This window comes from Altererythrobacter sp. MTPC7 (genome assembly GCF_042851395.1).
Classification (GTDB): domain Bacteria; phylum Pseudomonadota; class Alphaproteobacteria; order Sphingomonadales; family Sphingomonadaceae; genus CAJXSN01.
The window spans coordinates 226,625-247,898 of sequence record NZ_BTGS01000001.1 but is presented as its reverse complement, the minus strand read 5'-3'; the positions used below and the strand labels follow the sequence as shown (position 1 = coordinate 247,898).

The window sequence follows — 21,274 nt, the reverse complement described above, 5'->3', positions numbered from 1 at the left end:
TTAAGCGTTGAGTTTGTTGGTGATCTGCGGAACGATGGTGTCCGCGGTAAAGCCGAATTTCTCGAACAGATCGCCCGCCGGCGCACTCGCCCCGAACCGGTCGAGACCGATATTGAGGCCGCTGCGCCCGGTATAGCGTTCCCAGCCCAGCGTGCTGCCCGCCTCGATCGAGACGATCAGCGCATCCTCCGGCAGCAGGTCAGTGCGGTAGGCATCGTCCTGCTGTTCGAACAGGTCCATGCAAGGCATCGATACGACATCGCAGCCGGTCCCATCCGCCTCGAGCCGCTCGGCACATTCCATCGCCAGCGCGACTTCGGAACCGGTTGCGACGATGACGACCTTGCGCGCCGCACCGGCTTCGCGGAGCCGATAGGCGCCCTTCGCGCTGCGGTTGTTCGCAGCCGACCAGTCCTCGTCGCCCTCGCCGCGCAGCTGCGGCAGGCCCTGGCGGGATAGCGCGAGGACGGAAGGCGTTTCGGGCGTTTGCAGGGCCAGCGCCCAGCATTCCGCCGTCTCGATCGTATCGCAGGGACGGTAGACATTGAGATTGGGGATCAGGCGCAGGCTCATCACCTGCTCGATCGGCTGGTGGGTCGGGCCATCTTCGCCAAGGCCAATGGAATCATGCGTCAGGACATAGACGGCCCCCACCTGCTGCAGGGCCGACAGGCGGATCGCATTGCGGCAATAATCGCTGAAAATCAGGAACGTACCGCCGTACGGTACGATGCCGCCATGCAGCATCATGCCGTTCATGGCTGCAGCCATACCAAACTCGCGGATGCCGTAATAGACATAGCGGCCATCGTAATTGTCGGCGGTGAACGGCGCTGTGCTCGCGGTCTTGGTATTGTTGGAGCCGGTCAGGTCGGCCGAACCGCCGACCAGGTGCGGGATCTTCGCCGTCAGCGGGCCCAGCGCCATTTCCGATGCCTTGCGGGTGGCGACCTTCTGCGGTTCCTTTGCCAGCGCCGCGATATGCTCCTCGAGCGCGGGGCCGGCCAGATCGGCGACCGAAGCCATCCGGTTCTCGAAATCCGCCTTGCGCCCGGAATCCGATAGGCGGCCCGCCCATGCGGCGTGTGCATCACGGCCGTATTTCGCCGTTTCGGACCAGTCGCCCAGGATATCGTCCGGCACGACGAAGGGATCGTGTTCCCAGCCCAGCGTCTCCCGGGCGGCTGCGATTTCTTCCGGCCCCAGCGGCGCGCCATGGGTAGCGCTGGTCCCCTGCTTGTTCGGAGCGCCGCGGCCGATCACGGTGCGGCAGGCGACGATGGAGGGACGCTCGCTCTCCTCCGCCTCGGCAAGAGCGCGCTCTATGTCCTTGAAATCATGTCCGTCGCAGCGGACGGTATGCCAACCCGTCGCCTCGTAACGGGCGAGGATGTTCTCGCTGGTCGACAGATCTGCCGCCCCGTCGATCGTGATGTTGTTGTCGTCCCACAATACGTTCAGGCGGCCCAGCTTCAGGTGACCCGCCAGGCCGATCGCCTCGTGGTTGATGCCTTCCATCAGGCAGCCGTCGCCGGCGATGACCCAAGTCTTGTGATCGACGAGGTCATCGCCGAATTCGGCGTTCAGGTGCCGCTCCGCCATCGCCATGCCGACGGCCATCGCCACGCCCTGCCCCAGCGGGCCGGTCGTCGCTTCCACGCCTGGCAGAAGGAAGTTCTCCGGATGTCCGGCACACGGGCTTCCCAGCTGGCGGAAATTGCGGATGTCCTCCATCGTCGGCGCGGCATAGCCCGAAAGGTGGAGCAGGCTGTAGATCAGCATCGAGCCGTGACCTGCGCTCAGCACGAAACGGTCGCGGTCGGCCCAGTCGGGCGTGGAGGGATCGAATTTCAGGAACTTCGACCACAACACCGCGGCCACGTCGGCCATGCCCATCGGCATGCCGGGATGCCCCGAATTGGCAGCCTGCACGGCATCCATGGACAGCGCGCGGATGGCATTCGCCATGGGAACGAGGCGGGCGGTATCAAACCCGGCGGAATGGGGGCTCATCGGAAGGGCAGCTCCTGCATCAGGTCCGCGCCTCGCAGCGGGCGCGATTCGTCCTTGTCGCGAAGCCATTGCCGCGCACCCGCCCGAGGTCAAGGCACAGCGAGGTCAGGCAGTTGCTAGCAAGGCCGGGAAGCCCATCTTCGGGCATTTTATCAACAGGAGGCGGCAACCCTTTGCCCTTCCTGCCATCAGGCGATAAATTCGCGCGCACCATGGACGATAATCGCACCGAACAGGCCATCCAGCGGATCGAGGCCGCGCTGGCGCGCATCGCGCGGGTGGCTGAAGCCCTTCCCGCGCAGGTCCGCACGCAGGCCGAAACCGACAGCATGGCTTCGCCGCCCGCTACCGACGCCACGGAAGTGCCACCATCCGTCTCGCAACTGGTCGTCCGGCACGAGGCCCTGCGCGAGGAAATCGCGGGCCAGATCCGCCGGATCGATGAACTGGTCGGGAAATTCGAGCAATGACAACGATCGAACTGCGCGTTGGCGGACAGTCCTTCTCGATCTCCTGTCCCGAGGGGCAGGAAGAGCACGTCCAGGCACTGGGCGCGGCGATCGACGAAAAATTCCAGCCCATGGCCCCGCAATTCGCGCAGAACCTGCTGTTCGCATCGCTCCAGCTGGCCGACGAACTGCACGAGGCGCGCAAGGCGACCCGGATGGCGAACGCGGACAAGAAAGTCATCGCCGACTCGTTCGATGCCTATCGCGCCGAAATGCAGGACCGCCAGCGAGACGCCGATACCGCCCTCGGCCAGCGAGACCAGTTGAAGGCGAAGATTGCCGAACTGGAGGAGGAACTGGGCCGGATGCAGTCGGCCCAGCAGAGCGCTTCGGAAGAAACGGCCGGCATTCGCCAGGAATTGACCGACCTGCGCGAGAAGGAGCTGGGCTGGGAAGCAGAGGAAAACACGCTGCGCGCCCGGATTGCGGATCTCGAACAGCAACGTGCCGAAGCGCAGGAGGCAAGATCTCGCACACCGCCGGAAGATACCCTGAGGCAGGCCCTTGGCGGAGCGCCGTCCGGACAGGACGAGGCCGATCTTCCCCCGGCACTGGAGAGGTTTGCCCAATTGCTGGAAGAAACCGCCGACAAGCTGGAAGCGCGCGGCGCTTGAGGTCGGCAGGATCGTTTCCTAAATAGGACGCGGCGGAACTGCCCGGCACGAGCCCGATTGGAATATCCCTGAGGCTATAAGCAATCCTAGGGAGCTGTCCCTACCCTGGAACATGGGCCCCTGCGTTCGCTTCGCGAGCGGAACCCGGGAACCGGGGTATACGGCACCCACCTGACGTTTAGGCGTCAGAGGATTTCCCGGCAAACGACCCATGGTGGTTCCGCCACCCCTTTCGCCCCGGCGGCGATATGCGGCAATCTGCACGGCGCAATCTTCAAAGCAAGGAACCAACGTGGAAGCGAAGACGGTCTTGAGAGAACGCTTCCGGCAGGAACGGCGCGACCATGTCGCCGCGCAGCCGGACCGGATCAGGGCGCTGCTGTTCCATCGCCCGCCTGCGCCGCTGACCGCGATGATCCCGGCAGGCGCGACCATCGGTGTTTACGCAGCGACCGATGCCGAAGCGCCCACCATGGGCTACGCCAGATATTTCCACGAGCAGGGCCATCCCCTCGCCCTCCCGCGTTTCGCAGGCGGAGCGGAAGCGATGCACTTCGCGACCTTCGCCGATCCGTATCAGGAGGACGCGCTGGTCGAAGGCCCGTTCGGCATCCGGCAACCGGCAGCGGACGCGGAAACGGTCGTACCCGATGCCCTGTTCGTTCCCCTTGTCGCGTTCACGGATGACGGGGCGCGGCTGGGTCAGGGCGGCGGTCATTACGATCGCTGGCTGGCGGGCCACCCGGATGTGCTGCCCATCGGCATGGCGTGGGATGTGCAGCAGGCCGGCACCCTGCCCACAGAACCACACGACCGGCTGATGGCTGCGATCGTAACCCCCACTCGTTTCCATGGGCCCTTCGCGAGGGAAAACGCATGAGTGACGAACCGACCTGGCGGGTGCCCGTGGGCATATTGGGTCTGATACTCGGCCTGATCGTCTATGCGCTCGTCGTCGCCCGGTACGTGCCGGAAGTGGTCGGGGACTGGCATGCCGTGCTGCAGACGGTCGTCTATCTCTTCTTCGGTCTCGTCTGGCTGTTGCCGCTGCGGCGCCTGCTGGTCTGGATGGAAGCGGGCAGGCCGCGTTGAATTGACTCGGCGCTTCCTTGCGGTACTCCATGGAAAGTGGAGAGGGGAAGCTGTCTGTCAAATCGACCTTCCGAACAGGACATAACCAAAGCTGCCAACGGCGCTGGAGGAGACCCTTCCGACAGGCCGTCATGGCGAACCAGCATATCCTTCGGGCTCGGCGCGGTGGCGTTCGGGGTGAAGGACGGGGGTTTCAACTATTTCCTGCTGCTGTTCTACGGCACGGTCGTCGGACTGGAGCCCGGCCTCGTCGGCCTTGCCATTTTCATCGCCCTGTTCGTCGATGCGCTGAGCGATCCGCTGGTAGGATACTGGTCCGACAATTTCCGCTCCCGATGGGGACGCCGTCACCCTTTCATCTACGCTTCTGCCCTGCCCTGTGCGGTCAGTTTCTGGTTCCTCTGGAATCCGCCCGACGGGTGGAGCGACGCCCAGCTGTTCGCCTACCTGCTGGTGGTGGCGATCATCATCCGAACGGCCATCACCTTCTACCAGACGCCCAGTTCCGCCATGCTGCCCGAACTCTCGTCCAATTACCGGGAGCGTACGCGGCTGGAGGCGTACCGGGTCTTCTTCGGCTAGCTGGGCGGTGCGTCCCTGGCAGCGCTGATGTTCGGCGTATGGCTGGTGCCGACGGAGGAATTCGGTGACGGCATCCTCAACCGCGATGCCTATTCCACCTACGGTTTCGTCGCTTCGATCCTGATGTTCCTAAGCATCGTTATCAGCGGTATCGGCACGCACAGAGAAATCGCCAATTTCCGCGACCCTCCGGTGCGGGATCGACGCCTGAGCATCCGGGAAATCTTCCGCGAAATCTACGAATCGCTCGCCGACAAGAGCTTCCTGGCGATTTTCTGGACCGCCGTGCTGGGATCGACCGCAACCGGCGTGTCCACTTCGCTAACCTTCATCATGTGGACCTATTTCTGGGGCTTCGACGAGGGCGAGCGGTTCCTGCTGACGGCGTTCGTATTCCTGTCCGTGCTGGTCGCTTTCCTGCTCGCCCCGCTGGCGGTGCGTGTCTGGGGCAAGAAGCGCGCGGTGATCCGGCTGGGGATCGTCGCCTTCACCGTCCTTCCGGGGATCGTCGCGCTCAGGCTGGCGGGACTTCTGCCCGAGAACGGCGACCCCGCCCTCTTCCCCACGGTCGCGGTTATCTACGTCATAGACATGGCGCTGGTCATCGCCGCGCAGATCGTCATCTACTCGATGGTCGCCGACCTGGTGGAAGGCGGGGAATTGCGGACCGGCAGGCGGTCGGAAGGCGTGTATTATTCCGCCATCACCTTCACCCGCAAAACCGTGGTCGGCATCGGAGCGCTGATCGGCGGCCTGATCCTGTCGGCCGTGGCCATTCCCGACGGCGCGGACCCGTCCAGCGTCGCAGAGGACAAGCTGTTCACGCTGGGCGCACTCTACGCCCCGGCGCTGTTCATCCTCTGGATGGGAATGCTGGGGGCCGTGTCACGCTATCGCATCGACGAAGCGACGCACGAGGCGAACCTTCGCCGCCTGCAGGAACGCCGGGGCGGCTGACGCGGTGCGGGTGCCGGACTGGCATCCTGCACCGCACGTCTTCTGCCGCCCGGCGCGTCGCCGCAATCAGCCTGCCTTGGCGAGGCCGTTCATGCGCGAGAGGATATCTTCCGCCTGCTGCATGATTCCGTCGATCAGTTCCTGGCAGGTGGGAATGTCGTTGATCAGGCCGGCCACCATGCCGCAGCTCCATGCGCCCTTGTCCATGTCGCCTTCCATCATGATCTTGGGATAGACGCCCGCGACCTCCTCGATGATGTCCTCGAACTTGATGTCGTCGCCAAGGCGCTTTTCCTTCTCCAGCAGGCGCTCGACAGCTTCGTTCGTCATGACGCGCTCCGTGTTGCGGAGGGGCCGCATGACGAGCCGGGTGTCCAGCTCGCTCGCCGCGACGATGGCCTTCTTCACGTTCTCGTGCACCGGCGCTTCCTTCGTCGCGATGAATCGCGTGCCCATGTTCATGCCTTCCGCACCCATGGCGAGGCTGGCGACGAGGCTGCGTCCGTCGGCCATGCCGCCGCTCGATACGAAGGGGATATCGAGTTCATCGGCCGCCCGCGGCAGGAGGATGAAATTCGGCACATCGTCCTCGCCTGGATGGCCGCCGCATTCGAAGCCGTCGACCGACACCGCGTCGCAGCCGATATCCTGCGCTTTCAGCGAGTGGCGCACGCTGGTGCATTTGTGGATGACCTTGATCCCCGCATCCTTCAGCGGCGGAAGCAGTTCGGAAGGGTTGCGTCCGGCGGTCTCGACGACCTTCACCCCGCCTTCGATGATGGCTTTCACCAGGCCGGGGTAATCGGGCGGAGTCAGGGTGGGAAGCAGCGTCAGGTTCACGCCGAAGGGTTTGTCCGTCATGTCGCGGCACTTGGCGATTTCGTTCGCCAGCTTCTCCGGTGTGCCCTGCGTCAGGCCGGTGATGATGCCGAGGCCCCCGGCATTGGAAACCGCCGCTGCCATTTCGGCAAATCCGACATAGTGCATTCCGCCCTGGATGATGGGGTGCTGAATGCCGAACATTTCGGTGATGGCGGTTTTCATGATTGCAGGTTCCTTCCCGGTTTATCGAATCCGGGGCGAACCCTTGCCGAGCCGCGCGCAAAGCTCAATCATCGATTTCAAATCGAAACGTCTTGGCGGGGGAAATGAAAACTATCGCCCAGGCGTGGCACGCAGACGGGCGACAGGTGCCAGGGGCACCCGTCTCTCGTCATCATTTTCAGAAGAAAAGTCCCAAGTGGCGCGAGTGACGGGACTCGAACCCGCGACCCTCGGCGTGACAGGCCGATACTCTAACCAACTGAGCTACACCCGCGCATTCAAGCGGCAGCGCCTCTTGGGAGCGGCGCAATTAGGCCAGCCTCCCGTGGCTGTCAATCGCTGTCTGCGGGAAAAATGAACCTTTTCCGATTGAGCGGAAATTAACCATATCTTGGCGCTTTGCCGTCACTCCCCTCCCGGCCGGTCGGACACCTCCCTGCCGGCCTGTTTCGGGGGAAATTCATGCGCCGATTTTATATCGCCGGTTCGCTGGCATTGCTCGCAGCATCGGCAGTCGCCGCCCAGGGCACCGTGGCCATCAAGCGTTCCGTCTTCGTCGAACAGGCGGAAATGCGCGGCGGTCAGGCCGTGCGTGCATTGCAACCGGCCACCACCTTGCAAAAGGGCGACCGCGTAGTCCTCATGCTGCACTGGAAGGCGCCGGGACGCGACCGCGATTTCGTCGTCTCCAGCAAGCTGCCACGCGATCTCGCCTTCCGCCGCAGCGGCGGCCGCGACGCGCGCGTGTCGATCGACGGCGGCAAGAGCTGGGGCCGGCTGGAGGAGCTGCGCGCAGGCGACAGGCGCGCAATACCCGAGGACGTCACGCACCTGCGCTGGTATGTCAGTGATGCCGAAGCCGCGCTGGGCAGCGGGACCGTCAGTTTCGCTGCCGTCGTTCGGTAGCGCCTAGTTCGAAACGATCAGGACCGGCGTTTCCAGCAGCTTCTTCAGCGCCTGGACGAAGCTTGCCGCGTCCCAGCCATCGACCACACGGTGATCGCAGCTGATCGAGATATTCATCAGCTTGCGTTTCTCGATCCGCTCGCCGCCCTGCCCGTCGCCGACATACATCGGGCGCTCGACGATCTTGTTCGGACCGATGATCGCGACTTCGGGGCGATTGATAACGGGCGTTGTGGCAATCCCGCCAAGCGGGCCCAGCGATGTGACCGTCAGCGTGCCGCCGGTCAGTTCGTCCTTCGTCGCCTTCCCTGTGCGAGCGGCCTCTGCGAGCCGGGAAATCTCGTTCGCCAGCTGCCAGACGTTCTTCGCCTGCGCATTCTTCAGCACCGGCACCATCAGCCCGGCATCGGTCTGCGCCGCCATCCCCATGTGCACGGCACCGTGACGCGTCACAACGCCTGCCTCATCGTCATAGCGGGCATTGATCATCGGGAAATCGGGCAACGTCTTGCAGATGGCCGTGATGAGCAGCGGAAGTATCGTCAGCTTTGGCTTCTCGCCGCGATTGGCGTTAAGCTGCGCGCGCATTTCCTCGAGATCGGTCACGTCCACTTCCTCGACATAGGAGAAATGCGGGATGTTGCGCTTCGATGCGGCCATGTTCTCGGCGATCTTCCGCCGCATGCCGATGACCTTCCTCTCCTCGTCCTCGCGCGCCGGAGTGGCGGCGGAATAGCCGGAATTATAGGTCAGGAACTGGTCGAGATCGCCATGACGCACGCGGCCATCCTCGGCAGGTTTGACCTGCCCCAGGTCGATTCCCAGCTCCTTCGCGCGTTTGCGCACGGCCGGGGTCGCGAGGACCTTCGATGCGGGAGATGGCTCAGGCGCAGGAGCAGTTTCCTGTTTAGGGGCCGGCTGCGGGTCGGCCGCCATGGCATCGTCGGCGTCCGAGGGATCTGAGGTCTCGACCTCGATCCGCTCCTCGACCTCTTCATCCTTCGGCGCTGGGGCCGGAGCCGGATCCCCGGCATTGTCCCATTGCTCCTCGCCATCGTCCTGATCGGGCACTTCGCCTTCGACTTCGACCGTGATCAGCATGGAGCCGACGGCGATGATGTCGCCCACCTCGCCAGCGACTTCGATCACCTTGCCATCGACAGGGCTTTCGATGTCGATCGTCGCCTTGTCGGTCATCACGTCGACCAGGTGCTGGTCTTCGGACACGGTGTCGCCGACCTTCACGTGCCATTCGACGATTTCCGCCTCGGCCACGCCTTCGCCCACATCGGGCATGTTGAAGATGAATTTCGCCATGGCGGTCAGTCCTTCAGGATCTTGTCGATGGCCTCGCCGATACGGACGGGACCGGGGAAATAGGCCCATTCGAGGCTATGCGGATAGGGCGTGTCGAAACCGGTCACGCGCTCGATCGGGGCCTCGAGATGGTAGAAGCAGCGTTCCTGCACCAGAGCCGAAAGCTCCGCGCCGAAACCCGATGTGCGGGTCGCCTCATGCACGATCATACAGCGGCCCGTGCGTTTCACCGAAGCCTCGATCGCCTCGATGTCGAGCGGGACCATGGTACGCAGGTCGAGAATGTCGGCCTCCACGCCCTTCTCGCGGCACACGGCCTCGGCCACGTGGACCATCGTTCCGTAAGCCAGCACGGTCAGTTGCTCGCCTTGCGTAACCTGCCGTGCCTTGCCGAGCGGGATCTTGTAATACCCTTCGGGAACGACGCTTTGCGCGTGCTTCTTCCACGGCTCGACAGGCTTGTCGTAATAGCCGCTGAAGGGCCCGTTATAGATACGCTTCGGCTCGAAGAAGATGACCGGGTCGTTATCCTCGATCGCGCTGATCAGCAGGCCCTTTGCATCATACGGCGTCGACGGGATGACCGTCTTCAGGCCGGATACGTGGGTAAACAGCGATTCGGGGCTCTGGCTGTGGGTCTGCCCACCGAAAATGCCGCCACCGAAGGGGCTGCGAACAGTCAGCGGGGCGATATATTCCGCCGCCGAGCGATAGCGCAGCCGCGCCGCTTCGCTAATGAGCTGGTCGAGCCCGGGATAGATGTAATCGGCAAACTGGATTTCCGGGATCGGCCGCAGGCCGTAGGCGCCCATGCCGACTGCCACGCCAATGATGCCGCATTCGTTGATGGGCGTATCGAACACACGCGTCTTGCCGTGTTTCTCCTGCAAGCCGGCCGTGCAGCGGAAAACGCCGCCGAAATAGCCGACATCCTCGCCGAAGACGACCGTGTCCTTGTCCCGCTCCAGCATGATGTCGAGCGCTTCGTTGATCGCCTCGATCATGTTGAGGCGGCGTTCCGCGCCCGCTTCGGCCGGGGCCGTGTCACGCGGCGCTTCGGTGGTTGCAGCCTCGCTCATCAGCCCTGCCCTCCCTTGGCCGGAAGTCCTTCGGGAAACTTGGTCTCCCGCTCGTGGATCGCCTGTTCGGCCTGTTCCTTCAGGTGCCAGGGCAATTCCTCGAACACGTCTTCGAACATGGTGCGGAACGGGTGGTGGAGACCGTGGCCGAGTATACCGTTCTTCTCGGCTTCCTTGGTCGTCTTCTTAACCAGGTCGACGCATTCGGCGTCTAGCGCCTCCTGCCGTTCCTCGTCCCATTCGCCGATGGCTATCAGGTGCTTCTTCAGCCGGTTGATCGGATCACCCAGCGGCCATTCCTCGCGTTCCTGCGCGCTGCGATAGCCGCTCGGATCGTCGGAGGTCGAATGCCCCTCCGCACGGTAGGTGAAGAATTCGATGAGCGTCGGCCCGGCATTGGAGCGCGCCCGGTCGGCGGCCCATTTCTCGGCCGCATAGCAGGCAAGCGGGTCGTTTCCGTCGACCCGCAGGCTGGCGAGGCCATAGCCGAGGCCGCGCGCGGCAAAGGTCGTGCGCTCGCCGCCGGCGAACCCGCTGAAGCTCGAGATCGCCCACTGGTTGTTAATGACGTTCAGGATGACCGGCGCGTTGTAGACGGTCGCGAATGTGCAGGCGGAATGGAAGTCCCCCTCTGCCGTGCTGCCTTCGCCGACCCAGGTCGCGGCGATGCGGCTGTCGCCCTTGATCGCACTGGCCATTGCCCAGCCCACCGCCTGCGGCGTCTGCGTGGCGAGGTTGCCGGAAATGCTGAAGAAGCTCTTCTCGCGGCTGGAATACATGATCGGCAGTTGGCGGCCCTTCAGCTTGTCGCCCTTATTCGAGTAGATCTGGTTGATCATCTCGATCAGCGGGTAATCGCGCGCGATCAGGACGCCCTGCTGGCGATAGCTGGGGAATACCATGTCATCGCTGGCGAGCGCCATGGCGGTGGCGACGCTGGTTGCCTCTTCGCCGGTACACTTCATGTAGAAGCTGGTCTTGCCCTGACGCTGGCCGCGGAACATCCGCTCATCGAAAGCACGCACGAGGGCGAAATGCCGCATCATTTCGCGCAGGGTGTCCGGCGAAAGCTTCGGATCCCACGGGCCGTGCGCCTGGTCGTCATCGCCCAGCACCCGGATCAGGTCATGTGCCAGCGGCGCGGTTTCCATCGCATCGCAGGCCTCGTCCGGGCGCATCTGCTGGCCCGCATCGGGAATCTTCAGATGGCTGTAGTCGACGGTATCGCCGGGGCGGAAATTGGGTTCGGGGACGTGCAGGGACAGCGCGGGCTTGTTATGCCCCGCTCCCGCTTCGGCTTCAGGCCTGTCGGCCATAGGTTCTCTCCCGCTGACCGGCAGAATTGCCAGACGCATAATTTCAATCGCGCGTATTTTTATTTCGCGCGAAGCTTTCGGTCAAGGTCCCCGCCGAAACCCGCGCATCACACGGCCACCGGCGCCTTCAACGGACCGTGCGGCGCGTAGCCGTGAACCTCGAAATCCTCGATTGCATAGTCGAATATCGTTTCCGGACGCCGCGTAATCTCAAGCGTCGGGCGACCCTGCGGTTCCCGCCCCAGCTGTTCCTCGATCAGGTCGGCGTGATTGAGGTAGAGATGCGTGTCCCCGCCCATCCAGACCAGTTCGCCCGGCAGCAGGTCGGTCTGCTGCGCCATCATCCGTTGCAGCAGCGCTGCGGACCACAGGTTGAAGGGCAGACCCAGCGCTACGTCGCAGCTCCGCTGGTAGAGCAGGCAGTTCAGTCGGGCATCGGCGCCCTGCCCGGCGACATGGAACTGGTAGGTCTTGTGACACGGCGGCAGGGCCATCCGGTCGAGCTCCGCGGCGTTCCAGCCCTCGATGATGTGGCGGCGACTGCCGGGATTTTCCCTCAGCGAGGCAACGACCTGAGTCACCTGGTTGATGCCCTCGCCCGGCTCGTAGAGGCCGTCCTTGCGATATCGCCAGGTGGGCCAGTCGACCCATTGCTTTCCGTAAACAGGGCCAAGATCGCCCCAGCGACGCGCGAACGATTCGTCTTCGGCAATACGGGCCACGAAGTCATCGAGTGCGATGCTGTCCTCCGTTTCACGGACGTAGCGGGCATGGGGCCACTCGTTCCAGATCTTCACGCCCTGCAGGACCAGCGGCCGGATATTGGTCTCCCCGGTCAGGAACCACAACATCTCGCGCGTGGCGGTCTTCCAGTAGACGCGCTTCGTCGTTAGCAGCGGCATGGCCCCGCCGCCCAGGTCGAATCGCAATTGCGTCCCGAAGATCGAGCGCGTTCCGATGCCCGTGCGATCGATCCGCTCGTCTCCCTCGCGCCAGATGCGGCGCATGAGGTCGAGATATTGCTGTTCGGGGTGCGGGTCTGCGCGATTTTCCATCGCGAAATGCCTTAGCGGCAAAATGCCTGCTTGCCACCCTGCACGCCCCCACCTATAGGCACGCGCCTTGCCTCGACCCGCACAGCCACCGCGCTGGACGGGACCGACACGGTCGGGGAGTAGCTCAGCCTGGTAGAGCACTGTCTTCGGGAGGCAGGGGCCGGAGGTTCGAATCCTCTCTCCCCGACCAATTTATTTTTTTGCGAACGATATAAGCGAACCGCCTGCCGAGCCGTTGCGAGCGCTGCATGACAGGCTCCGGCTTTAGTTTGCATTCGTATGGAGCGTCGCCCATCGAACGCGGAATACCTCATCCCAATCCAGGACGATTCATACCTTGCGCTTGGGCTTGCTAATCCTCACCCCCTTTGCAGAACCGTCCAAGCCGTTTTGCGAAGAGAAGTGATGTGAGCAGAAAAACCGCCCTGATAACTGGTGTCACTGGACAGGACGGCGCGTATCTTTCGCGGTTGTTGCTGGAAAAGGGGTACGACGTTCACGGCGTGAAACGGCGATCCTCGTCGTTCAATACCGGTCGTATCGAAGACATCTACCAGGACCCTCACGAGGACGATCCCCGGCTTCATCTGCATTATGGCGATCTGACCGACTCCACCAATCTCATCCGGATTATGCAGGAAACCCGGCCCGATGAAGTCTACAATCTCGCTGCGCAAAGCCATGTGGCGGTCAGTTTCGAGACACCGGAATATACCGCCAATGCGGACGCGGTGGGCACGCTCAGGCTGCTGGAGGCGATCCGCATCCTCGGCATGGAAGAAAAGACCCGGTTCTACCAGGCATCGACCAGCGAGCTTTACGGACTGGTACAGGAAGTGCCGCAGAAGGAAACGACGCCGTTCTACCCGCGCAGCCCGTATGGTGTGGCAAAGCTTTATGGCTACTGGATCACGGTGAATTACCGCGAAGCCTACGGCATGCACGCATCCAACGGCATCCTGTTCAACCATGAAAGCCCGCTGCGCGGCGAAACCTTCGTGACGCGCAAGATCACGCGCGCAGCCGCCGCGATCAAGCTGGGCCGGCAGGAAAAGCTGTACCTGGGCAATCTCGATGCGAAGCGGGACTGGGGCCATGCGAAGGAATATGTCGAAGGCATGTGGCGCATGCTGCAGCAGGACGAACCCGACGATTACGTCCTGGCGACCGGAGAAACCGTGACCGTCCGCCATTTCGTCGACATGGCGTTTGCCGAGACCGGCGTGACCCTGCGCTGGGAAGGTGAAGGCGTCGACGAGAAAGGCTATGACGCGGATGATGGCCGGCTGCTTGTCGAAGTGGACCCGCGCTATTTCCGGCCTACCGAGGTCGACCTGCTGATCGGCGATCCGTCCAAGGCGCATGAGAAACTGGGATGGAAGCACTCGACCAGCGTGGAGGAACTGGCCCGCGAGATGGTCCGCGCCGATCTCGGCGTGATGACAGACGCACCGATCCAGAAGGGCGCCTGATGTTCAAACTTGCTGGGAAGACGATTTATGTCGCCGGCCATCGCGGCATGGTGGGAAGCGCGATCGTCCGGCAGCTGGAAAAGCATGACTGTACGGTCATCACCGCGACCCGCGACGAACTCGACCTGCTGGACCAGCGCGCAGTTTTCGCCTGGATGGAGCAGCGCAGGCCCGATGCCGTGGTGGTCGCTGCGGCCAAGGTTGGCGGGATCATGGCGAACGACACCTATCCGGCCGATTTCCTTTACCAGAACCTGGTCATCGAGACGAACCTGATAGAAGGCGCGCACCGCACCGGGGTCGACCGGCTCCTTTTCCTCGGCTCCTCCTGCATCTATCCCAAGTTTGCCGAACAGCCGATCCAGGAAAGCGCGCTGCTGACCGGCCCGCTCGAGCCGACGAACGAATGGTACGCCATAGCGAAAATTGCCGGCATCAAGCTGTGCCAGGCCTATCGCAAGCAGTATGGGCGCGACTACATCTCCGGAATGCCGACGAACCTGTACGGCCCGGGCGACAATTTCGACCTGGAATCGAGCCATGTGATCCCCGCTTTGATGCGAAAGGCGCACGAGGCGAAGGTTTCGGGCGCCGACACTATCACGATCTGGGGGACGGGCACTCCGCGCCGCGAATTCCTGCATGTCGATGACTGCGCCAGTGCATGCGTTCACCTGCTGCAGGGCTATAGCGGCGAGGAGCACGTGAATATCGGGTCGGGCGAGGATTTGCCGATCTACGATCTCGCAACGCTGATCTGCGATGTCGTCGGCTTTGAAGGGACGATCGTTCGGGACGAAACAAAGCCCGACGGGACCCCGCGTAAGCTCATGGCGGCCGATCGGCTGAAGGCGATGGGCTGGACCCCGCAGATCGAAATTCGCGACGGGCTTGCGACGACCTATCAGTGGTTTCTCGCGAACGAGGACACCGCGCGCGAAGCGTCCTTTTCCTCCGAGAACTTGGAACGGCCGCGCTGCCGGACGATTTCCCCGGCATAGGAGACCCCGCCCATTGGCCAATCGTGAAGACACAGACCGCCACCGCGCCGTGCCCAGCGGGCGCATAGCCCGTCTTGCCGGATTCGGCAGGCTGGCCGGCGGTGTGGCCGGCTCGGTCATCGGGCAAGGGGCGCGGCAACTTGCATCCGGCCAGCGACCCCGGATGGAAGACCTGCTGCTGACCCCGGGGAACGCCGCGCGGCTGGCGGACCGGCTGTCGCATCTTCGCGGCGCCGCCATGAAGCTGGGCCAGATGATCAGCATGGATGCGGGCGACATGCTTCCGCCGGAGCTTGCCGATATTCTCGCCACGTTGCGCGACCGCGCCAATTTTATGCCTCCGCGCCAGCTCGACACCGTCCTGGCGCAGGAATGGGGCAAGGACTGGCGCACGATGTTCCGCCGGTTCGAGCCGAGGCCGATTGCCGCGGCCAGTATCGGGCAGGTTCACCGGGCCCTGACGCGCGACGGCCGTATGCTGGCCATCAAGGTGCAATATCCCGGCGTCGCGCAGAGCATCGACAGCGATGTCGACAATGTCGCCAGCCTGCTCAAATTATCGGGACTGCTGCCGAAGGAACTGGACATCGCTCCGCTGCTTACCGCGGCGAAGGAGCAGTTGCACGAGGAAGCGGATTACCGCCGCGAGGGCGAACAGATGCAGCTTTATGCCCGGCTTCTGGCCGGGACTGACGGGTTTGTCGTACCGGAACTGGACGAGGAACTGACGCGGGACCGCATCCTGGCGATGAGCTTCGAGGACGGCATCCCGATAGAAAGCCTCGCGTCGGAGCCACAGGACCTTCGCGACATCGTGTTCGAGCGCTGCATTCGCCTCGTCGCGCGCGAACTGTTCGAATTCGGCGTCATGCAGACCGATCCCAACTTCGCCAATTTCCGGTACCGGCGCGCAGATGACGGGGAGGCGGGACAGGTCGTCCTGCTCGACTTCGGTGCGACCCGCGCTGTCGCCCCGGATGTGGGACGCGCCTATCGCAGGCTATTGGAGGCAGGGCTCGCCGGGGATTCGAACAAGATCAAGGCGGAGGCCATCGCTGCCGGCTTCATGAGCCCTGCGGTCATCGAACGGCATCCCGAGCGCGTCGAACGCATGATCGCGGTCATTGTCGGCGAGATGAGCGAGGATGCGCCGTTCGACTTCGGCGATCGCTCCTTCGTACCGCTGCTGAGGGACGAAGGCATGGAAATAGCGAAAGACCGTCAGACCTGGCACCTGCCTCCCGCCGAAACGCTGTTCGTGCAACGCAAGGTCAGCGGCACGGCCCTGCTGGGTGCGCGGCTGGGCGCCAGGGTCAATGTCAGGCGCGTCGTGGAGGAGACGCTGGCGAAGACGGACGGCGGCGATTAATCTGCCGGTCAGGCGCGCGCGCTACCGCGCAGCACAAGCTATCCAAGGATCCGACCCATGCATTCCAAGACAAATTTCGCTCGCAAGACTGTTGCCGCGCTCGCGCTCGGCGCAGCGGTCGTGACGCTGACCGCCTGCAACACGGTCAAGGGCCTTGGCCGGGATATCGAATCCGTCGGCGAAGCAGGTGACCGCGCCATCTAGGCACGGCCACCGGGCTGCGCTCAGTTTTGCTGCGATGCGATCCAGCGATCGATATGCGCATCGAGCACGCTGAGCGGGACCGATCCGTTTTCCAGAACGGCATCGTGGAACGATCGCAGGTCGAAATCCGAACCGAGCGCTTCTTCGGCGCGGGTGCGTAGTTCGCGGATCTTGAGTTCGCCGATCTTGTAGGCGAGCGCCTGTCCCGGCCATGTGATGTAGCGATTGACCTCGGCATCGATATTGCCGGGGCTGAGCGCGGTATTGTCGAGCATGAAGTCGACCGCCTCCTGCTTGCTCCAGCCCTTCGCATGGATGCCGGTATCGACGACCAGCCGCGCTGCACGCCACATCTCGTAGCTCAGCCGGCCCATCTCCTTCGCCGGCGTGTCGTATAGCCCCATCTCGATTCCGAGACGTTCCGAATAAAGGCCCCAACCCTCGACGAAGGCAGTGAAGAACGTGCCGTTGGCCCGCAGCGGATGGATGTCGAGCTCCTGCTGCAGCGCGATCTGGTGGTGATGGCCGGGCACGGCTTCGTGCACGCCCAGGGCGGGCAGTTCCCACAGCGGACGCTGGTCGAGCTCGGTCGTATTGATCCGGTAGATGCCGGCAGCCCCGGTATCGAGCGAGCCGGATTCGTAATAGGCGGTCGTGTTGCCCGGCGCCTGCGCAGCGGGGATCGGCGAGACGGTATAGGGCTGGCGGGGCAGCGTGCCGAACAGCTTCGGCATCCAGCCGTCGATCTCCTTCGCCAGCGCCTGCACGTATCGGACATATTCGTCCGCGTCGGTCATGTAATATTGCGGGTCGGTGCGCAGGTGCTCGATATAGGCCTCGCGGCTGTCGAAGCCGGCGCTGGCTGCCACCTCCGCCATTTCGGACCGAATGCGTGCAACTTCCGACAGGCCGAGCTCGTGCACCTCGTCAGGCGTCATGTCGGTGGTCGTGAAACTGCGTACGCGGTAGGCGTAGTAATCCTCGCCGCCCGGCGTCGCCAGGATGCCCGGCGTACCGGTGCGGCATTCGGGCAGGTATTCCTCGACATAGAAATCGCGGAAGTCGCGGTAGGACGGGAAGACCGCCTCTTCCAGCGCGACGCTCGCACGGTCCTTGAGAGCCTCCCATTCGTCATCGCCGATGGTGGAAGGCTTTTCCGCGAACGGGCTCCAGAACGGGGACTGCGTGTAATCGTCCACGATCTGCTGGGATATGCGGTCCTCCAGTCCCTCCATCGGGCCGCAGGGCTGCGTCAGGCCGCGCGTCACCGCTTCCCGGCTGCGCGCGATGCCGTCCGCATTGACCGCGGCAAAGGCTTCCAGCCGCGAGACGTAGCTTTCGTAATCCTCCGCGGTGAACAGGGGCGAGCGGTAGGGGAGCGATGCGAACCACGTGAACCAGCCGCCCCTGTTGGTGAAGATGACATAGCGGTTCTGGTCGAAAGCCGCCCCTTCGATATTGTCTTCGAAGCTGCGTTTCAGGATCGCGTAATCGATCCGCAGGTCTTCGGGCAGAGCGCTTTCGTCGATGGCATTCAGCCGGTCCAGAAACGCCCGGTTCTCCGCCACCTGCCGATCATATTCCTCCAGCGACAGATCGCCCAGCTTTCCGTCGCCGCGCCGGTCGCCGACGCTGGTTGCGAGCTGGGGCGAGGAATCGAGGGTTGCCTGCCAGATTTCCTCGCGGAGGTCTGTGTAATCCTCGGCCGGTCCGGCATGGGCCGGCGAAATCAGCGCGGTGCTTATGGCCAAGGCTGCGATGAAACTGCGCATGATCGGTATCCTCTCGTGTTCGTTCGTTACCGTCCTATTGCGCGCAAGGGGTCTGGTCCAGTATCGCTGGAACCATGGAACCACGCCCCTCCGTCCTGTTCGTATGCCTCGGCAATATCTGCCGCTCCCCGCTGGCGGAGGCTGCCTTTCGCAGGCGCGCCGCCGAAGCGGGGCTGTGCGCCGATGCGGACAGTGCCGGCACTGCCGATTACCATGTCGGTTCGCCGCCGGACGAACGCAGTATCGCCGAGGCGGCGCGCCACGGTATCGACATTGCGAACTACAAGGGGCGGCAGGTGCTCATGCGCGACTTCATGCGCTTCACCCATATCCTCGCTCTCGACCATTCCAATCTCGAAAACCTGCAACGGCTTGCCCCGCCCGACGCGACCGCCCGCGTGGGCCTGCTGATGGATGCCGTTCCGGGCCGGGAAGGCGCGGCCGTTGCCGATCCGTATTACGGCGGCGAAGAAAACTTTCGCGATACGTGGGAGGATGTGGACATGGCGGCAAAGGCGCTGGTCGAGAGGTTTACCGACCGCGCCTGACGGCCTCGCGCCGATTGCCTAACCGCCGCGCAGGAGCTGCACGCCGTAATCGCGCTCCATCAGGTAGAGGAGCGTGCGGGCCGCCTGTCCCCTGTCGCTCGCCAGCCCCCCGTCCCGCTCTACCAGGATGCGGGCATCGTCATGTGCGACCGGCAGCCATTTCTGGATCTGCTCCAGCGTGGCAATGCGGAACGGGGTATCACCGGACTGTCGCGTGCCGAGAAGCTCGCCCCCTCCCCTCAGTTCCAGGTCCTCTTCCGCGATACGAAATCCGTCCTGCGTCTCGCGCATCAGGGCGAGGCGTTTCTTGCCCGTTTCCGACAGGGTCTCGCCGCGCAGCAGCAGGCAGACCGATTTCTCGCTGCCACGCCCAACGCGCCCCCTCAGCTGGTGAAGCTGTGCGAGGCCGAAACGCTCTGCCTGTTCGATGACCATCAACGTGGACGACGGCACGTCGACACCAACCTCGATCACTGTCGTCGCCACCAGCAGCTTTGCCTCGCCGCTGGCGAAGCGGGTCATGGCCGCGTCCTTCTCTTCGGATGCCAGCTGCCCGTGGACCAGCACGACATCGTCGCCGAACCGTTCCTTCAGCCCCGCATAGCGCGCCTCGGCTGCAGCAATGTCCACCGTCTCGCTGTCGCGGACCATCGGGCACACCCAATAGGCCTGCTGCCCGCCCGCGATATGCCGCGCGATGCCGTCCACCACCTCGTCCATCCGCGCCTGCGGAAACACCCGCGTATCGATTGCCTGCCTGCCCGGAGGCAATTCGTCGAGCCTGCTGACTTCCATCTCGCCGTACTGGGCCAGCGTCAGCGTGCGGGGGATCGGGGTTGCCGTCATCGCCAGCGTGTGCGGCGTGACGCGGCCCTTGCTTGCCAGCATCAATCGCTGGGCAACGCCGAAGCGGTGCTGTTCGTCGATCACGACAAGGCCCAGATCCCTGTACCCGACGCTGTCCTGGAAAATCGCATGGGTTCCAACGACCATGTCGATGCTGCCGTCGAGCAGACCCATCAGGATGCTGGTACGTGCCTTGCCCTTGTCCCGGCCAGTCAGCAGGGCGATCTCCACCCCCGTGGGACGTGCCATTGCCCGCAGCGTCTCGAAATGCTGGCGAGCGAGGATTTCCGTCGGAGCGAGCAAGGCAGCCTGCGCCCCTGCCTCCACCGCCACCAGCATCGCTTCCAGCGCGACGACGGTCTTGCCCGCGCCGACATCGCCCTGCAGCAGGCGCAGCATGGGTGTCGCCTGCGCCATGTCGCCGGTGATTTCCCGCACGGACCGATCCTGCGCGCCCGTCAGCGGAAAGGGCAGTTGCAGCTTCCCCAGCAGCGAACCGTCGCCGACCAGTGCGCGCCCCCGGCGCTGCCGGTTATCGGCCCTGACCAGCATCAGGGCGAGGCTGTTGGCAAGTAACTCGTCGTAAGCAAGACGCTCCCGCGCCTTCGCGTTCTCTCCCTTGTGCGCCAGTTTCAGCGCATCGGCCCAGTCCGGCCAGCCCTCTTTCTCGAACAGGGCGGGATCGATCCATTCGGGAAGGCCCGGCAGCTTGGCCAAGGATTGGGAGGCGAGGCCCGCAACCTTGGGCTGGGTCAAACCTTCCGCGAGGGCATAGACGGGTTCGCACAAACGCTTCAGCGTTTCGCCGCCATCCTCGACCACGTGGTCGGGATGGACGATCTGCAGCATGTCGCCATACCGGTCGAGCCTTCCGGCTACCCAGCGCGGCTCACCGACAGGCAGCAATTTCTTGCCGGTATAGGACGCGCGCCCGAAATAGGTGATGGCGATGATATTGCCCGCACTGTCCTGCGCAAGCACGCGGTATGGGCCCCGCCCCGGATTACGCGGCGGGCGGTGCTCCGTCGCCGTTAGCTGGACCACGATCTGCTCACCCTCGCCGGCCTCGTCCACGTTCTGCACCGCGCGGCGGGTCACGAAACGTTCGGGCAGGTGGTAGGCTACGTCCCGCACCCGGTTCAGGCCGAGACGCCCGAGCGGTTTCATCAGCTTGGGGCCGACGCCGTCCAGCGTCGCTATCTCGGCAAACAGGGGATTGAGAATCTCGGTGCGCATCTGACACGGACCTATAGCCGCTTGCACGCCGATTTCGAGTGGCCTAACCGCCCATCCATGCCTGAAGCACTCTCTTTCGAAGGTCGGCTCGCCCGCGCGCGGTTTCGCGCATGGCACCGCGGCACACGCGAAGCGGATTTCATGATCGGCGGTTTCCTCGACCGGTATTCCTCCACATGGGAGGAAGCGGAACTTCGCTGGTTCGAGCGGCTGCTGGATGAGGACGATGTGGATATCATGGCTTGGGCGCTCGGCACGCAGGCCATACCTGCCGAATTTGCCGGCACGCTGATGAATACCATGCGCAAGCTCGACTACGTGGATATTCCCCGCTGAGAAGAA

General features: G+C 63.7%; 19 protein-coding genes, 2 tRNA genes, 1 other RNA gene and 1 pseudogene. 14 read left to right on the top strand and 9 right to left on the bottom strand.

Annotated features, from left to right (window positions below; translation table 11 throughout):
• Positions 1-2,013 carry a transketolase gene (tkt, locus tag ACGHJ7_RS01225; RefSeq protein ID WP_390473900.1) on the bottom strand — a complete coding sequence of 671 codons (2,013 nt, stop codon included), beginning with the start codon at positions 2,011-2,013 and terminating at the stop codon, positions 1-3.
• A gap of 212 nt (positions 2,014-2,225) precedes the next feature.
• Between tkt and ACGHJ7_RS01220 the strand changes: the two genes are divergently transcribed.
• From ACGHJ7_RS01220 to ACGHJ7_RS01195, 6 genes and pseudogenes are all read left to right on the top strand, one after another.
• Positions 2,226-2,483 (top strand): hypothetical protein, encoded by a 258-nt coding sequence (locus ACGHJ7_RS01220; protein WP_390473898.1) that lies wholly within the window; start codon positions 2,226-2,228, stop codon positions 2,481-2,483.
• Complete coding sequence (zapA, locus tag ACGHJ7_RS01215) at positions 2,480-3,136, top strand: cell division protein ZapA (RefSeq protein WP_390473897.1); 657 nt, start codon at positions 2,480-2,482, stop codon at positions 3,134-3,136. Before ACGHJ7_RS01220 ends, zapA begins: the two co-directional genes overlap by 4 nt.
• 32 nt (positions 3,137-3,168) lie before the next feature.
• A non-coding RNA gene (ssrS, locus tag ACGHJ7_RS01210) (6S RNA) lies at positions 3,169-3,361 on the top strand.
• A 67-nt stretch (positions 3,362-3,428) separates the two neighbouring features.
• Positions 3,429-4,016 (top strand): 5-formyltetrahydrofolate cyclo-ligase, encoded by a 588-nt coding sequence (locus tag ACGHJ7_RS01205; protein WP_390473895.1) that lies wholly within the window; start codon positions 3,429-3,431, stop codon positions 4,014-4,016.
• Positions 4,013-4,228, top strand: a complete 216-nt coding sequence (locus ACGHJ7_RS01200; RefSeq protein ID WP_390473893.1) for a DUF2842 domain-containing protein — start codon at positions 4,013-4,015, stop codon at positions 4,226-4,228. The genes ACGHJ7_RS01205 and ACGHJ7_RS01200 overlap by 4 nt, the downstream gene beginning before the upstream one ends.
• Positions 4,229-4,264: 36 nt before the next feature.
• Positions 4,265-5,767 (top strand): annotated as a pseudogene (locus ACGHJ7_RS01195) (MFS transporter).
• A 66-nt stretch (positions 5,768-5,833) separates the two neighbouring features.
• On the opposite strand, the gene ACGHJ7_RS01190 reads toward ACGHJ7_RS01195, so the two are convergent.
• Positions 5,834-6,811, bottom strand: coding sequence for an NAD(P)H-dependent flavin oxidoreductase (locus ACGHJ7_RS01190; protein WP_390473891.1), 978 nt, complete (start codon positions 6,809-6,811; stop codon positions 5,834-5,836).
• A 197-nt stretch (positions 6,812-7,008) separates the two neighbouring features.
• A tRNA-Asp gene (locus ACGHJ7_RS01185) sits at positions 7,009-7,085 on the bottom strand.
• Between the two features lie 188 nt (positions 7,086-7,273).
• Here ACGHJ7_RS01185 and ACGHJ7_RS01180 point away from each other — a divergent pair.
• Complete coding sequence (locus ACGHJ7_RS01180) at positions 7,274-7,717, top strand: hypothetical protein (RefSeq protein ID WP_390473889.1); 444 nt, start codon at positions 7,274-7,276, stop codon at positions 7,715-7,717.
• 3 nt (positions 7,718-7,720) lie between these two features.
• Here the strand turns inward: ACGHJ7_RS01180 and ACGHJ7_RS01175 are convergent, their stop codons facing one another.
• The 4 genes from ACGHJ7_RS01175 to thyA form a co-directional block, all read right to left on the bottom strand.
• Positions 7,721-9,034 (bottom strand): dihydrolipoamide acetyltransferase family protein, encoded by a 1,314-nt coding sequence (locus tag ACGHJ7_RS01175; protein ID WP_390473887.1) that lies wholly within the window; start codon positions 9,032-9,034, stop codon positions 7,721-7,723.
• 5 nt (positions 9,035-9,039) lie between these two features.
• Positions 9,040-10,113, bottom strand: a complete 1,074-nt coding sequence (locus ACGHJ7_RS01170; protein WP_390473885.1) for an alpha-ketoacid dehydrogenase subunit beta — start codon at positions 10,111-10,113, stop codon at positions 9,040-9,042.
• A complete protein-coding gene (locus ACGHJ7_RS01165; protein WP_390473883.1) occupies positions 10,113-11,429 on the bottom strand; it encodes a 3-methyl-2-oxobutanoate dehydrogenase (2-methylpropanoyl-transferring) subunit alpha in 1,317 nt (438 codons plus the stop codon). Before ACGHJ7_RS01165 ends, ACGHJ7_RS01170 begins: the two co-directional genes overlap by 1 nt.
• A 107-nt stretch (positions 11,430-11,536) precedes the next feature.
• Complete coding sequence (gene thyA / locus ACGHJ7_RS01160; protein WP_390473881.1) at positions 11,537-12,484, bottom strand: thymidylate synthase; 948 nt, start codon at positions 12,482-12,484, stop codon at positions 11,537-11,539.
• Positions 12,485-12,597: 113 nt separating this feature from the next.
• Here thyA and ACGHJ7_RS01155 point away from each other — a divergent pair.
• The 5 genes from ACGHJ7_RS01155 (at position 12,598) to ACGHJ7_RS01135 (ending at position 16,530) form a co-directional block, all read left to right on the top strand.
• A tRNA-Pro gene (locus ACGHJ7_RS01155) sits at positions 12,598-12,674 on the top strand.
• 217 nt (positions 12,675-12,891) lie between these two features.
• Complete coding sequence (gmd, locus tag ACGHJ7_RS01150; RefSeq protein WP_390473879.1) at positions 12,892-13,956, top strand: GDP-mannose 4,6-dehydratase; 1,065 nt, start codon at positions 12,892-12,894, stop codon at positions 13,954-13,956.
• Positions 13,956-14,957, top strand: coding sequence for a GDP-L-fucose synthase family protein (locus ACGHJ7_RS01145; protein WP_390473877.1), 1,002 nt, complete (start codon positions 13,956-13,958; stop codon positions 14,955-14,957). Before gmd ends, ACGHJ7_RS01145 begins: the two co-directional genes overlap by 1 nt.
• Positions 14,958-14,970: 13 nt before the next feature.
• The gene (locus tag ACGHJ7_RS01140; protein ID WP_390473875.1) at positions 14,971-16,326 is read left to right on the top strand and encodes an ABC1 kinase family protein; all 1,356 of its coding nucleotides are present in this window, start codon (positions 14,971-14,973) and stop codon (positions 16,324-16,326) included.
• A 57-nt stretch (positions 16,327-16,383) separates the two neighbouring features.
• Complete coding sequence (locus ACGHJ7_RS01135; RefSeq protein WP_390473873.1) at positions 16,384-16,530, top strand: entericidin A/B family lipoprotein; 147 nt, start codon at positions 16,384-16,386, stop codon at positions 16,528-16,530.
• A gap of 20 nt (positions 16,531-16,550) precedes the next feature.
• Here the strand turns inward: ACGHJ7_RS01135 and ACGHJ7_RS01130 are convergent, their stop codons facing one another.
• A complete protein-coding gene (locus tag ACGHJ7_RS01130; RefSeq protein WP_390473871.1) occupies positions 16,551-18,302 on the bottom strand; it encodes a DUF885 domain-containing protein in 1,752 nt (583 codons plus the stop codon).
• Between the two features lie 74 nt (positions 18,303-18,376).
• Here ACGHJ7_RS01130 and ACGHJ7_RS01125 point away from each other — a divergent pair, with 74 nt between their 5' ends.
• The gene (locus ACGHJ7_RS01125; RefSeq protein ID WP_390473870.1) at positions 18,377-18,850 is read left to right on the top strand and encodes a low molecular weight protein-tyrosine-phosphatase; all 474 of its coding nucleotides are present in this window, start codon (positions 18,377-18,379) and stop codon (positions 18,848-18,850) included.
• 18 nt (positions 18,851-18,868) lie between these two features.
• Here ACGHJ7_RS01125 and recG read toward each other — a convergent pair whose 3' ends face one another.
• Positions 18,869-20,932, bottom strand: coding sequence for an ATP-dependent DNA helicase RecG (gene recG / locus ACGHJ7_RS01120; protein WP_390473868.1), 2,064 nt, complete (start codon positions 20,930-20,932; stop codon positions 18,869-18,871).
• 57 nt (positions 20,933-20,989) lie between these two features.
• Here recG and ACGHJ7_RS01115 point away from each other — a divergent pair, with 57 nt between their 5' ends.
• Complete coding sequence (locus tag ACGHJ7_RS01115; protein WP_390473866.1) at positions 20,990-21,268, top strand: succinate dehydrogenase assembly factor 2; 279 nt, start codon at positions 20,990-20,992, stop codon at positions 21,266-21,268.
• Positions 21,269-21,274: the final 6 nt, after the last annotated feature.

Bases quoted from the DNA above. Each gene is read 5' to 3' on its own strand.
- tkt (WP_390473900.1), bottom strand. From the start codon at position 2,013: ATGAGCCCCCATTCCGCCGGGTTTGATACCGCCCGCCTCGTTCCCATG.
- ACGHJ7_RS01220 (WP_390473898.1), top strand. From the start codon at position 2,226: ATGGACGATAATCGCACCGAACAGGCCATCCAGCGGATCGAGGCCGCG.
- zapA (WP_390473897.1), top strand. From the start codon at position 2,480: ATGACAACGATCGAACTGCGCGTTGGCGGACAGTCCTTCTCGATCTCC.
- ACGHJ7_RS01200 (WP_390473893.1), top strand. From the start codon at position 4,013: ATGAGTGACGAACCGACCTGGCGGGTGCCCGTGGGCATATTGGGTCTG.
- ACGHJ7_RS01190 (WP_390473891.1), bottom strand. From the start codon at position 6,811: ATGAAAACCGCCATCACCGAAATGTTCGGCATTCAGCACCCCATCATC.
- ACGHJ7_RS01180 (WP_390473889.1), top strand. From the start codon at position 7,274: ATGCGCCGATTTTATATCGCCGGTTCGCTGGCATTGCTCGCAGCATCG.
- ACGHJ7_RS01175 (WP_390473887.1), bottom strand. From the start codon at position 9,034: ATGGCGAAATTCATCTTCAACATGCCCGATGTGGGCGAAGGCGTGGCC.
- ACGHJ7_RS01170 (WP_390473885.1), bottom strand. From the start codon at position 10,113: ATGAGCGAGGCTGCAACCACCGAAGCGCCGCGTGACACGGCCCCGGCC.
- ACGHJ7_RS01165 (WP_390473883.1), bottom strand. From the start codon at position 11,429: ATGGCCGACAGGCCTGAAGCCGAAGCGGGAGCGGGGCATAACAAGCCC.
- thyA (WP_390473881.1), bottom strand. From the start codon at position 12,484: ATGGAAAATCGCGCAGACCCGCACCCCGAACAGCAATATCTCGACCTC.
- ACGHJ7_RS01145 (WP_390473877.1), top strand. From the start codon at position 13,956: ATGTTCAAACTTGCTGGGAAGACGATTTATGTCGCCGGCCATCGCGGC.
- ACGHJ7_RS01135 (WP_390473873.1), top strand. From the start codon at position 16,384: ATGCATTCCAAGACAAATTTCGCTCGCAAGACTGTTGCCGCGCTCGCG.
- ACGHJ7_RS01130 (WP_390473871.1), bottom strand. From the start codon at position 18,302: ATGCGCAGTTTCATCGCAGCCTTGGCCATAAGCACCGCGCTGATTTCG.
- ACGHJ7_RS01125 (WP_390473870.1), top strand. From the start codon at position 18,377: ATGGAACCACGCCCCTCCGTCCTGTTCGTATGCCTCGGCAATATCTGC.
- recG (WP_390473868.1), bottom strand. From the start codon at position 20,932: ATGCGCACCGAGATTCTCAATCCCCTGTTTGCCGAGATAGCGACGCTG.
- ACGHJ7_RS01115 (WP_390473866.1), top strand. From the start codon at position 20,990: ATGCCTGAAGCACTCTCTTTCGAAGGTCGGCTCGCCCGCGCGCGGTTT.